The organism is Olleya sp. KKT75 (genome assembly GCF_055635485.1).
The window spans coordinates 1,438,686-1,452,485 of the sequence record NZ_CM145759.1; the positions used below are offsets into that span (position 1 = coordinate 1,438,686).

Annotated in this window: 6 protein-coding genes; 4 read left to right on the forward strand and 2 right to left on the reverse strand. The window is 34.8% G+C overall.

Annotated elements, in window-relative coordinates; genetic code table 11:
- Window positions 1–9: 9 nt before the first annotated feature.
- Window positions 10–486, forward strand: coding sequence for a CYTH domain-containing protein (locus ACZ2G2_RS06415; protein ID WP_090836875.1), 477 nt, complete (start codon window positions 10–12; stop codon window positions 484–486).
- A 14-nt stretch (window positions 487–500) separates the two neighbouring features.
- Here the strand turns inward: ACZ2G2_RS06415 and pbpC are convergent, their stop codons facing one another.
- The gene (pbpC, locus tag ACZ2G2_RS06420) at window positions 501–2,852 is read right to left on the reverse strand and encodes a penicillin-binding protein 1C (protein WP_470394580.1); all 2,352 of its coding nucleotides are present in this window, start codon (window positions 2,850–2,852) and stop codon (window positions 501–503) included.
- Between the two features lie 88 nt (window positions 2,853–2,940).
- Between pbpC and ACZ2G2_RS06425 the strand changes: the two genes are divergently transcribed.
- Window positions 2,941–5,235 (forward strand): T9SS type B sorting domain-containing protein, encoded by a 2,295-nt coding sequence (locus tag ACZ2G2_RS06425; protein WP_470394582.1) that lies wholly within the window; start codon window positions 2,941–2,943, stop codon window positions 5,233–5,235.
- A 27-nt stretch (window positions 5,236–5,262) separates the two neighbouring features.
- Here ACZ2G2_RS06425 and ACZ2G2_RS06430 read toward each other — a convergent pair whose 3' ends face one another.
- Window positions 5,263–10,836, reverse strand: a complete 5,574-nt coding sequence (locus tag ACZ2G2_RS06430; protein WP_470394584.1) for an alpha-2-macroglobulin family protein — start codon at window positions 10,834–10,836, stop codon at window positions 5,263–5,265.
- A 270-nt stretch (window positions 10,837–11,106) separates the two neighbouring features.
- Here ACZ2G2_RS06430 and amaB point away from each other — a divergent pair, with 270 nt between their 5' ends.
- Both amaB and ACZ2G2_RS06440 read left to right on the forward strand, forming a co-directional pair.
- Window positions 11,107–12,660, forward strand: coding sequence for an L-piperidine-6-carboxylate dehydrogenase (gene amaB / locus ACZ2G2_RS06435; RefSeq protein ID WP_470394586.1), 1,554 nt, complete (start codon window positions 11,107–11,109; stop codon window positions 12,658–12,660).
- Window positions 12,661–12,844: 184 nt separating this feature from the next.
- The gene (locus tag ACZ2G2_RS06440) at window positions 12,845–13,792 is read left to right on the forward strand and encodes an OmpA family protein (protein ID WP_470394588.1); all 948 of its coding nucleotides are present in this window, start codon (window positions 12,845–12,847) and stop codon (window positions 13,790–13,792) included.
- Window positions 13,793–13,800: the final 8 nt, after the last annotated feature.

Below are 13,800 nucleotides of genomic sequence, written 5' to 3' on the forward strand. Positions count from 1 at the left end.
AAAGTGAAAATGATAGAAATAGAACGTAAATTTTTAGTACAATCCGATGTTTTTAAAGACCAAGCATTTAAAAGTACACGAATTGTCCAAGGATTTTTAAATACGCATAAAAAGCGCACAGTTAGAGTCCGTTTAAAAGGAGACGACGGTTTTTTAACAATAAAAGGAGAATCTTCCAGTAGCGGTTTATCACGGTTTGAATGGGAAAAAAGTATTCCAAAAGAGGAAGCTGAGCAATTACTACAATTATGCGAAGAAGGTGTTATTGATAAAATACGTTACGAGGTAAAAGTGGACGGACATATTTTTGAAGTTGATGAGTTTTTTGGAGATAATAAGGGCTTAATCGTAGCAGAAGTAGAGCTAAATTCTGAAACCGAACAGTTTACTAAGCCAAGCTGGTTGGGTCAAGAGGTAACAGGAGATGTTAGGTATTATAATTCGCAATTAAGTAATAACCCATTTATTACTTGGGATAAGGCGTAGTGTTGGCGTGTCATTTATTTAGAAATGGTAATCTTTCGTTTTAGTTCATTTCCATAATTATCAACAACAATAATGGTGTGTGGGCCTACTTCAGGTATAATGGCAATATCATGTATATCTGTAGTCTGACCAATATACGTTTGGTCTATATACCAGAATAGAGTACTGCTTTTTTCAGAATGGGCTACTTTTAAAACCAACTCATTGATCGTTTCATTAAAGTCTTTTGGTAAAAAGATGGTACTTGCATTTTTAGGGTAAATAAATTGCATGTTGACATCGTCCTGTCCTAAGCAATCTGCTCTAAAAGGTGGTAAAGGTTTGTAAAATGGATTCTTTTTTTTGTAATAATACTCTACTAAAGGAGGCAGTATAAACCATGATTTAGTATGGATACCACTTAAATCTTCGCAAGACGTATTAACCTGAAATGATTCTGTATTATCCACATGTATTAAGGTGTGATATGGACATGGTTTTGTTTTTAAACCACTTAATTGGATGTGTTGTAATTCGGTTTCTTGACAATTAACAGAAGCTCTGTAACCACTAACACTGCAGATATCGACCTCTTGCATTTCATCAAACGGTTTTTTAAACCATTGACTATTGGGTAGTAAACTAAAAACATCAAATAATATAGGGGCAGCAGCTTGGACACCTACTAAGCCAGGTCGTCCTTCTCCATCTGCATTACCAACCCAAACACCAACAACATAATCTTTGGTAGTTCCAATTGCCCAAGCATCCCTAAAACCATAACTTGTTCCTGTTTTCCAAGCAATTTGTTTAGAGTTGTCAAAAAACTGCCAATTATCGTCACCTTCAGGTCTGTTGACTTCTTTTAAACTTTGATACGTTAAGTATATGGATGCTGCATCAAATACTGTTTTTTGGGTAGATTTTTTACCAAAATCTATCGTTTTGGAAGCAAAATACGTGGGTTCACAAAATTCATTAGAAAAGTATTCGCTTGATGTGTCGTTAAAATGATTGATTGTGGAAGAGAAGGCAGCATAACTTTTACATAAATCCCAAAGGTTACTTTCTGCACCACCCAAAATTAATGATAAACCATAGTGATTGGCATTGTATCTAATATCTTTTAGGTTTAAATCTTTTAAGTAATGATGGAACCGGTCCAAACCAAACTCTTGTAACATTCTAACAGCGGGCACATTTAAAGATCTAGATAATGCGCGTTTTGCAGGTACAGCACCATCAAACGCTTTATTAAAATTTTCTGGAGAGTAGTTTCCAAATTGAGTGGGGATATCAACCACTAATGTGTTAGGTAAAATATCACCTGCATCTAACATGGCAGCATATAAAAATGGTTTTAAAATACTTCCCGTACTTCTTGGTTTGTTGATAATATCAACACTGTTTTGGTGTTTGTTATCCGTTGGAGAATTACCAACATAAGACAGTACTTGTCGTGTTTTAACATCTAAAACTAAAACGGAGATATTGTAAATTTCGTTTTGTTTTAATGTGTTATAATGATTTAAAACAATGGTATTTACTTGCTCTTGGAGTTGTTTCTTTATTGTCGTTTTTATGCGTTCTCCTTTGTTTGTTTTTGAAATGGTTTGCAATAAATGAGGTGCTATTTGTGGTAGCGCATAAGGTTTTTGCGGTAAACCTTCAGCAATAGATAAATTGTATGTCAACTCATCTATAGTTTTATTGTCTACTAATTTTTTTAGTAATCGGTTTCGTTTTTCTAATAATCGCTTTTGATTTTTCCCTGGATAAATTAAGCTTGGTGCGTTAGGTAAAACTGCAAGTGTAGCGCTTTCGGCCCAAGATAAATCGTTAGCATTTCTATTAAAATAACGCCAAGATGCAGCATCAATTCCAACTACATTTCCGCCAAAAGGCGCATGACTAGCATATAATGCTAATATTTTTTCTTTGCTATAGCGTAGTTCTAAACGTGTGGCTAAAATAAGTTCTTTTAATTTTTCTAAATAAGTTCTAGATTGACCTTGTCTAGATAGTCTAATAACTTGTTGTGTAATAGTGCTTCCACCGCGTTTTACATGACCAGAACTAACATTTTGTTTGAGCGCTTTTACAATTGAAATAGGATTAAATCCCGGATGTTTGTAAAAGTACTCGTCTTCAAAAGCAATGATGCAAGTTTTAAATTTTTCTGGAATACTATCGCTTTCGGGAAAACGCCACTGCCCATCTTTTGCTATTTGTGCACCAAGTAAAACGTTTGTATTACTGGTTATTACGGTTGCTGTTGGGTTTTTAAAAAGTTGCTTAGGTAAGCAGAGTAAATACGCTAGTAATAGCGCTAAAAGCACTACAGATTTGATCTTGTTTTTTTTAATAAAGTTAATTAACCTATACATAAACACTACAGAAGTGGTTTAGTTGCTTTTATAATTGTGAATTTAAATAAATACATTTATACTTGATAAGATTATTTAAATAATAAACGTGAAAAAGTACTTTAAGACTCTTAAAACAATCATAATTTGCGTTGCTTTTTTTTCTACAAAAATCGTGGTGGCACAATTGGGATTTTGTAATGGAAATTCTGGTGACCCTATTTTTACGGAAAATTTTGGAGTCGGTACAGGTCAAAGTGCTTTACCAGCAGGAACAACAACTTATGCCTACGCTAACGGAGCAGAACCAAATGATGGGTTTTACACTGTAAGTAACACGACTAATTATTTTGATTGGTTTACAATTCCTGATCATACGCCTGACGATACTAACGGGAAAATGCTGGTAATTAATTCTGATTTTACGTCTGGCGAATTTTATAATACTCCAATTAGCGGGTTATGTGTTAATACGACTTATGAGTTTTCGTCGTGGTTAGTAAATATAACGCCTTCTTCCGGCTTTTGCGGTGCAAATGCAATTCCGATAAATGTCAGTTTTGAAATTTGGGATAACACGGATACTAATCTTTTAGCTTCAGGAAGTACAGGAGATATTGGCAGTACAACAACGCCCAATTGGATGCAATTTGGTTTGGTGTTTCAGACATTGCCTGGTCAAACCTCTGTTATTTTAAAAATGAAAAATAATGGTGTCGGTGGTTGTGGTAATGACTTGGCTATTGATGATATTGTTTTTAAAAGCTGCGGTGATAATATTACTATTAGTGATGTGTCTAATAATACCACCGTTAATTTGTGTAGCAATCAAACACCGTATAGTACTAGCTTAACTGTAACGCCCGATAATACTGTTTTTAGTACTCATTTTTATCAATGGGAAGAAAGTATCGATGGGACAACATGGTCTGATATTACTGGAGAAATTAATCAAAACATTATTATCTCTGGTATTAATACAACGACGTATTACAGAGCAAAAGTGGCGCAGTCTGTAGCCAATGTCAATAATAGTTTTTGTAATGTGGTTTCAGAAGTTTTTCAAGTGGTTGTTACTGATTTGGGAGTAGCTCCAACTTTAGCATGTTGGGAAGTGGCTACTATAAATACAACGTCTTGTACTTGGGATATTACAGGGTCACAACCTCCGCAACCAACCCAAGAATGTTGGGAAACTGCTACATTTAATACTACAACTTGCGCTTGGGAAGTTTCAGGTACGCAACCAATGCAGCCAACAGGATTAGATTGTTGGGAAATTGCAACGTTTAATACGACTACATGTATTTGGGATGTAACAGGTACACAGCCTACACAGCCAACCGTTGATTGTTGGGAAACTGCTACATTTAATACTACAACTTGCGGTTGGGAAGTTTCAGGTACGCAACCAATGCAGCCAACGGGATTAGAATGTTGGGAAATTGCTATGTTTAATACTACTACATGTCTTTGGGATGTGACAGGTACACAGCCTACACAACCAACCGTTGAGTGTTGGGAAACAACAACGTTTAACACTACTACATGCGTTTGGGAATTATCAGGGATACAACCAATGCAACCAACTCTAGAGTGTTGGCAAAGTACAATATTTAATACTACAACTTGCGCTTGGGAAGTATCAGGGACACAACCAATACAGCCTACAGGATTAGAATGCTGGGAAACCACAATATTTAATAATACAACTTGTGTTTGGGATATTATGGGTGACCAAACGCTTAATAATGAAGATGAATTTGTAGTTTTTTGCGAAGGAGAAATTATTATTTTGCAAGCAATTACAGACATAGTAAATCCAACTTATATTTGGAATACAAGTGAAACCACATCGTTTTTAGAAGTAGGTACTCCTGGAATTTGTATAGTAGAGGTAACAGACGGTTGTTTGACTACTATTATAACGTTTACTGTAGAGCAATTAGATCTACCAATACTTGATTCTATTATTTCAAGCGGAAATAATATTAATGTTAACACTAGTAATGTTGGCGATTTTGAGTATTCTGTAGATGGTGTTAACTACCAAAACTCAAACGTGTTTAGTGATATGGAAGGCGGTTTATATACTATTTATGTTAAAGGTGATAATTGTGCAGATGTTGTAACTACTCGTTTTTTACACTTTTACGTCCCTCCGTTTTTTACACCAAATAACGATGGTCATCATGATACCTTCGATTTAAAAGGTATTGAGTTTTTTGAGACTTCAGAAGTGTATCTTTTTGATCGGTTTGGCAAGCTTCTAAAAAGCACAAAAAACGCACCATTCGCTTGGAACGGTACGTTTAATGGAAGTCCTTTACCAACATCAGATTACTGGTATGTTTTAATAATTAATGGGCAACGTCGTGTTGGTCATTTTACTTTAAAACGTTAATTTTTTTATCACTTTCGTGGGAATATATTATTTTTCCACTACAATCCATTGTCCTTTATTTCTAACTAAAAACGTATTGTCATACATGGCTTCTGCTTGTAATCCTGGTAAATAATATTGACCTAAATACGATGCGTTAAGCATGACATTAAAGGTATTCGTTTTTTTCGGACCTAAGTCAAAATAGAAATTAACACGATCGTCTCTAATGTCTGTAAATCTTGCTTGGCTTGTTGTAGACGCTCCAAAAGCTGTAAAACGGGTGTTTACTATTTCCCAACCTGACGGAAAAATTTGTGTCAACGCAACATCATTAACGCTATAATCTTTAGTATTGGTTACTTGGACCGTTGCAACAAAGTCTTGACCTTGTTGTAGTTTTGAGATGTCAATTCTATTACCTTTTAAATCCTTATAAATAACGTTTGTAGTAAACCCTCTTTGCTCAACTAGTTCTTGACCTAATGGTAGCTTTCCAGAGTTTAAAACACGGACGTAAACAACATTTTCTCTTTCGTTTTTAATGGTTACATTGTTGCTGCCATCATTAACTATTAAAGGACGTTGTGCAATGGCGTTTTTAGTGTCTATCGTTTCTGTTTTACCATTAATAGTATAGCTTAGCTTCATTGCTTTACCGCCATTAGCATTAACCATTTTAGCCATTGCCAATAAGCTATAAGCTGTAGTTTGTGTGCTCATCCAACGTTGACTAGACAGGTCTCTTGCTATAGTTTCGGATAAATCCTTAGCGCGTTTGTCTTTAGTTAAAATCATAGTTTCTAATGCCATGGCTCTGTTTCTGTCAGCAGAACCGTAAGTGTAGTAATTGTATTTTTGTGCCTTAAAATTAATGTTTGCAGTACTAGATACTTTATTACTAGCTTCGACTTGACCAGCTAATGCATAAGCTGCTGCTAGACGCCATTTGGCTTCGTTAGAAATTTCTGAAAATTCGCGTAAGCGATTCATAGCTCCTAAATCAGCGCTTCCGGCTAATGCTAAAGTGTATAAACGATAGGCTTGCGCTAAGTCCGAGTTATATGTTTTGTAGCTTGGTCTCCAACTTTGTGCAGCTTGTTTTTGGTATTTAATCCAATTGCTTTTAAAAGTTAATGGTAGTACAAATCCTTTTTTCTCAGCTTCTAATAAGAAGTGTCCGGCATAACTGGTTCCCCAATCGTTAGCGCTACCTTCTCCAATCCAATAACTCATACCGCCATTTGGTCTTTGAAAATGACCTAAACGTTTGATTCCGTTTTCTATGTTAGTTTGTATTTCTTGCTTTTTATTAAACGGTAAATCAAAGATGTCTTGTAAGAATAACTGTGGAAATACACTAGACGTCGTTTGCTCCACACAGCCATGAGGGTACTGTATTAGGTACTGTAATCTTCTAGTAAAATCCATTGGAGGCAATGTTGAAAACTCAACACTAGCACTATTTGTGCCGACGACACCAAAGGTCGTAAAATCTATTGTTTTTGACCCATTTGGATCTAATGTCGCGTCTAAACTTTTAGAAGATATCGGATTTACATTTTCGACATCTATCTCTACTTTATAAGTTGACGACTCACCATTTCCAGTCGCAATAACTTCTACTGTATTTACGCCTTTTGCTTTACTAACGTCTAATTCAAAATAAGTCATTTGCTCATCTGGACGGGCAAAAGTCAATGCTTTGGATTGGTCTCCAACAACTGTAATTCCGTTGCTCAATTTTAATTTAACGGATACGTTTTTTACATTAGGTTCCATTGCAAAAACGGTAACTGGTAGTGTTACTTTTTCTCCTGGACTTAATTTTCTTGGAAGCGTTGCTAATACCATCAATGGTTTTTTGACTTGTACAGATTTGTCAGTACTTCCATATGCTTCAGTCGTATTATTACCTGCAACAACCATTGTTCTTACTGCACCGACGTAATTTGGCATTTTTATTTTATGTGTTTTTCTTCCACCAGATTCTAATTTAAATGGTCCAAAGAATTTAACGACAGGTTTAAATCTGTTTGCTTTTTTGTTTTTTCCATCAGCAGCATTTCCATCACCTCCAATAGCAAAAACTTGTTCTATGCTTCCGCTATAAGCACCTACAACATCATCAAAAACATCCCAGGTTTTAACACCTAAAGCTTCTCTTGCATAAAAGGATTGCCATGCATTTGGTGTTTTAAATCGTGTTAAGTCTAATAAGCCTTCTTCGACCATAGCAATAGTATAGGTCATGGCTTTGTTGTTTTTTTCTGAGACAAATACTTCAAATTCTTGTTCAGGTTGCAACACGCTTGGCATTCTAATTTCTGGTTCTAATATCGTATTTGGATCTTCTACTAATAACGGAATAACACCAAATAAACGCAACGGTAAATCGTTGGCAACGGAAGCGTGTGGTTGTAGTAATGAGATGTTGATAAATACATTTGGAGCCATATCCTTTGTAATAGGGATATCTACAGTAGTTTCTCCTTTTTTTGTTTTTACCCATGTAGTTTGTAAGACTTCAGATCCGTTTTCTATACTAACTAAAGCACGACCTTCTGTACCTGATGGGAATGTGATTTTTGCAGTTTCGCCAACATTATAGTTTTCTTTATCTGCAGCAAATACTAGCATTTTAGCAGCTTCTTTGTCTCCAGAAGGTTGACGTTTCCACCAGTCTTTATAAAAGTATGCTGTACGCCCTGTCATATGACCCGAAATAGGATCTTTTATGGTGATATAATAACGTCCGCCTTCGTTTTCTGGTACTTTGATGTTAAACGATGCTTTACCGCTAGTACTAGTATTTACTTTACTATTTAAAAAAGGCTTGTGATAGCTGCTAGAGGTGTATTGTGATAGGTTGTCGTAAGACGAGTTCCACCACCAACGCCATTCAATTTTATAGACTTTTATTTCTAAATTATTACGCTTAATTGGGTTTCCTTGGTCGTCTACTGTTACTAAATCAAAGGTGTGATTTTCATCTGTAAAAAAGGAACCGTAAGCTTTTCCTTTAGGCGATTTTAAACCAACAAAAGAGTTATAGGGTGCATATGGCATTGTAAAAGCATCCATAGAAAAATCACCTCCGTTTTCAAATGCGCGAACTAAAAACTGTGCGTTTAGCATTCCTGGTGCATCTTCTCCAATGCTTAAGTTTTTGGTCACATCTGCCAAGCCTTCTGCATCTACTTTACCATCAAATATGGTAATTTCTTCTGTGTTAAATTTTTTGGAAGGGTCTCTAAATTGGTAGTCTTCGTAATTTTTAAAACTAGAATAAGAGGTTGTAAATTTAGCTTTTATTTCTGTTTTTACATTTTTAGCAGGTGCGCCATGTAGCCAGTTTACTGCTAGTTTTCCGTTTAATGGTGCGTTAGATCTAAGTACTTTATCTTCAAAATCTATTTTAATTTTAAGTCGGTTTGGTTTTACAGTTTCGACTTTAAGTCCTTTGTAAAATGTAGCACCACCTACACTGATTTTAGCATTCCAATTTCCGGTTTTATCTTCGGTTGCAGTCGGAATATTAAATTGGTAAAAATTATCTACGCCTTGATTAGTGATATTTTTAAATGCAAGTTTTCCATTAGCATCGGTGACTTCTAACTTTACAGGATGTTCTTTTGGAAGTTTGTTTGCGATGTCATTTAACATAAAAGTTAAATGAATAGAATCTCCTGGTCGCCACACACCTCTTTCTGTATATATATAACCTTTAAGCCCACGCTGTAATGTAGTTCCTGAAACATCATATTTACTTAGTGACAGTGAGTTTCCGTCACGTAATTTCACGTAAGTGGTATTATTACCTTTAGACACAATTGCAAAAGCAGCAAGCTTATCTGTTTTAAGTTTTGCTAACCCGTCACTATCTGTAGATGTTGAAGCTAATTCTTGTTGTTGGAAACTGTAAAGTGTAATTTTTGACGCAGGTTCCGGATTAGTATTCAGGATGTTTGTAATAGCAAAATGATAGGTGTTACCAGCTCCTTTTTTTACAATAGCTCCTAAATTAGAGCCTATTAAATTTTGCGAAATAACCTTATTGTTATAAAAGGCATCATTACAAGGGTTGTTGCGCTCTCTCCAATTGTAGTTGTTATTGCGGTAGCTGTAAGTGATGTTGTCCCAATATTCTTCTTCTTTTAAATCTTCGTCTTCCGTATCTGTATAGGTGTAGTCGCCATCACCGTAATAATCGTCGTAGTAATAGTCGTCTTCATAATAATCGTCCTCGTCATCATTACTACTAACATTGGCATTAGCATCGCAATCGTATAAGGAGTATGCTTTTTTATAATCTAATTCTACACGGTAAATAGATCCAGGATCTGATTTGATGTATTTAGAAAGGTCAACGCTATAGGTTTTCCATTTACCATCATTTTCTACAGGGTCTTCAATAAGTGTTATTGTGTGTTTTGCGATACGTCTACCAACGCGTCTTATTTGATTAGAATTACTGCTCTCTAAGTTATTGTCTTGTAAAAACTGAAGAACATTATCTTCATAGATTTTAATAATTCTGATATCTACTGCGCTTAAGTTAACCGCTTCAAAATTGAATTTTAAATCTTGCGAATTAGGTAGTATTACACCACTGTTTACTAGTTTGACTTGTGGTTTAACATCTTCAAAAGCAATGGTTTCGCTAAAAGGTGTTTTTAATTTATAATCGTCTGTATTTTTTATCCCTTGAAAAACATCAACTTGTACATTACCTGTAATTTTAGATTCTGGGTACGATTTTAAAACGTTTCCATTAACGATAAATTTTGGGTTTTTACTATTCTGAATAGTCACTAAGCCATCAAAATTTTGTTGTTTTTTTATAGGGTCAGAAAAGTTTATTGACAAGTATTGCTCTGGCGTTTGAACTACGTTTACAGACAAAATACTAAAATTGTTTTTTCCAGGAATTGGGAATGTGTTTTCTCCAGAGTTATCTGCTTTGATTGATTTTCCATTCCATTTTACAAGTATTTCCGTGTCTTCAACTAAGCGATTAATACTATCTATTTTGAATTCGAAATATTTAGAAGGCATGCTTTTTTCATTCCATTCTATTTTTAAATCCTTGCCTTGTTGTGTTGCAGATATCAATTGCTTGGCTTGCTGTAACGTAATAACATCAGAAGATTTTGCTACTCCTAAAAGGTATTGCCATTCTTTAGAATAGGATTGTAAGTCGTTAGTTTGAATATTAAAATTAGGCGTAATAGTTTTAAATTGGAAAGTGTATTTACCAAAATCTGAAGGAATAGAGTTGTATAACTCGCCTAAGTTAATAGTAACTGTATACTCCGTGTCAGCGTCTAAATTTTCATCCGGAATAAAACTTATGGAATGACTATTAGCCACAAGTGCTTTACCTTCTACATGCGGAGAAATACTAAAAATGCTATTGTCTAACGCTTGTTCTGGTTCCCAACCTTCAACATCCTTTGCAAGATTTATTTTGATATTATCTGCAATAGAGACACGTCCAGAGGTGGTATAACTAATATAATCTCTAAACTTAAAAAGGTTGTCGGTTTCAGTGTCTTTTTGTTTACAAGAAAGAGCTAGTAAAAAAATAATAAGAATGGTAAATAGCGATTTTGGTTGCATAGAAGTTGACAATTTATAGGGTTAAAAAAATTAACGAGAAGATACTTGTTAATTTAATTACGTTTGGTTTTTGATTATTAGTGCTTTAGAGTGTGTTAAAGTTATGGTAAAATATAACTTCGAGGAGTAAATTTAAGACTAAAATTCAAAAATTAAGGCTTAAATTTAATCGAATTTTAAATCAATTTTAACCTAATAAAAGTCGTAAAAAATCGATGAAATATTAGTATATTGGCTAAAAATTAAATAATTCGTAAAAATCATTATAATATGCAAGCAGTTTCAGCTGATTTCGGAATAAAAGAAGCCTTAAAACAACTAGGTTTAAAAGATATAAATGAAGGAACATCGACAGGTTTAAATAACTTTGGAAGTGGAGAGTTAATTGAATCTTACTCGCCAACAGATGGTAACTTAATAGGAAAAGTATCTACGACAACTAAAGCCGATTACGAAAAGGTAATCAATACAGCAACAGAAGCTTTTAAAGGTTTTAGAGCAATGCCAGCACCACAAAGAGGTGAGATTGTAAGACAATTTGGAAATAAATTAAGAGAATTAAAAGAACCTTTAGGAAAGTTAGTCTCTTATGAGATGGGTAAATCTTTACAAGAAGGATACGGAGAAGTACAAGAGATGATAGATATCTGCGATTTTGCAGTAGGGTTATCAAGACAACTTAACGGGCAAACAATTCCGTCTGAGCGTCCAGGACATGTTATGCGCGAGCAGTGGCACTCTTTGGGTGTTGTCGGAATAATCTCAGCATTTAACTTTCCTGTAGCAGTTTGGGCTTGGAATACGGCTTTAGCGTGGGTTTGTGGTGATGTGTGTATCTGGAAAGGTTCAGAAAAAGCACCACTTTGCTCAGTAGCTTGTCAAAACATTATTGCATCAGTTTTAAAAGAAAACAATTTACCAGAAGGTATTTCGGCAATTATAAATGGAGACTATAAAGTAGGAGAATTTATGACAACAGATCATAGAATTCCGTTAATATCTGCAACAGGATCTACTAGAATGGGACGTATTGTTGGTGCAACAGTAGCAGAGCGTTTTGGAAAATCGTTATTAGAATTAGGAGGAAACAATGCCATTATTATCACACCAACAGCAGATTTAAAAGTAGTTGTTCCCGGTGCTGTATTTGGTGCAGTTGGTACTTGTGGTCAACGTTGTACATCTACAAGAAGACTAATCATACACGAATCAGTTTACGATAAAGTAAGAGATGCTATTGTTGGTGCTTACGGACAATTAACAATTGGTAATCCATTGGATCAAAAAAATCATATTGGACCGTTAATAGACAAAGACTCTGTAAACACATATTTAGCTGCAATTGAAAAAGCAAAAGCTGAAGGTGGTAAAGTATTAGTTGAAGGTGGTGTTTTAGAAGGTGAAGGTTATGAGTCTGGATGTTATGTTAAGCCAGCTATTATTGAAGCTAAAAACGATTTTGAAATCGTACAATCAGAAACATTTGCTCCAATATTATATTTAATTAAATATTCTGGTGATGTAGAAAATGCAATTGATACTCAAAATGGTGTTGCGCAAGGATTGTCTTCTGCAATTATGACTAACGAGTTGAAAGAAGCAGAAAAATTCTTATCCTTTGCAGGATCGGACTGTGGAATTGCAAATGTAAACATTGGAACTTCAGGTGCTGAAATCGGTGGAGCTTTTGGAGGAGAAAAAGAAACAGGTGGTGGACGTGAGTCTGGATCTGATGCTTGGAAAGTATACATGAGAAGACAAACAAATACAGTTAATTATTCAGACGAATTACCTTTAGCTCAAGGTATTAAGTTTGATTTATAATATTTTTTTCGCTTTCGCGGAACTGAAGCCACATCGAAAGATGTGGCTTTTTTATGTTTTAAGGTCTCATATTGTGTCGTTTATCGATTTTTTTCGGCTAAAATTAGTTTTAATCATAATAAATGTTAAAAGGTTTTTAAATTTTTAATAACTTGATAGTCATTAACTTAAAAACCAAACCATAATGAGTAAAAAAACCGGTTATCTTCTAGGTATTTTGCTGACTATTATTCTAGGTACAATTCTGTACTGGTTTTTCTGTTGTAATTGTGATACTGGAACTGCGGATGCAGATGCCAATTCTAAAGCCAATACAATAGAAGCTAAGAGTGAAGTTCCTGCAAAATTAGATACTACCATGAATGCATTTGCTATAAGCGATGCAAATGGGAATTTAAGTTTTGATATTAATGATAATATTAATTTCAAAACATCAGACTATCATTACATAGAACCACTATCAGTTGAGGTGGACAATGGATTGACAAAACTTGTAGATTATTTAGGGACAAAGCCAGATAAGTCTATTGATATTACTGGACATTTTAGAAGTGATGAAACAAATACTTCTGCTTTTCCTAACCTTGGATTAGCACGTGCTAATACTGTTAAAAATTATTTAATCTCAAAAGGACTGTCGTCTAAAAACATAAATACGTTTGGTAGACTAGATGATGATTTTATAGCAGATAGTAATGCAATACTGCATGGACCATTGGGCTATAGTATTAATACCATGACAGAAGGTGATAGTAGCGAAACAGATGCGTTAAAAGCATTAGGAGAGACTATTAAAGCAGATCCTTTAGTTTTATATTTTAACACTGCAGAAGCATCTATTAATTTAACCACAGCGCAACGTCAAAAAGTAGCAGATATGGTGAGGTATACGGATAAAGTAGATGGCGCTTTACTTAACGTGACAGGTTATACGGATAGCAGTGGAAGTAGAACAACTAATGTTAGACTTGGACAAGAAAGAGCTGATTTTGCTAAAAGTTATTTAGTAGAAAATGGCATTGCTGCCAATAAAATTAATACTGCATCAAAAGGACCGGACTCGCCAATTGCTAGTAATGCAACGGAAGAAGGTAAAGCAAAAAATAGACGCGTTGTCGTAACCATTAACTAACAAAAATA

Coding starts and splice junctions, on each gene's coding strand:
- ACZ2G2_RS06415 (WP_090836875.1), top strand. CDS start 10: ATGATAGAAATAGAACGTAAATTTTTAGTACAATCCGATGTTTTTAAA.
- pbpC (WP_470394580.1), bottom strand. CDS start 2,852: ATGTATAGGTTAATTAACTTTATTAAAAAAAACAAGATCAAATCTGTA.
- ACZ2G2_RS06430 (WP_470394584.1), bottom strand. CDS start 10,836: ATGCAACCAAAATCGCTATTTACCATTCTTATTATTTTTTTACTAGCT.
- amaB (WP_470394586.1), top strand. CDS start 11,107: ATGCAAGCAGTTTCAGCTGATTTCGGAATAAAAGAAGCCTTAAAACAA.
- ACZ2G2_RS06440 (WP_470394588.1), top strand. CDS start 12,845: ATGAGTAAAAAAACCGGTTATCTTCTAGGTATTTTGCTGACTATTATT.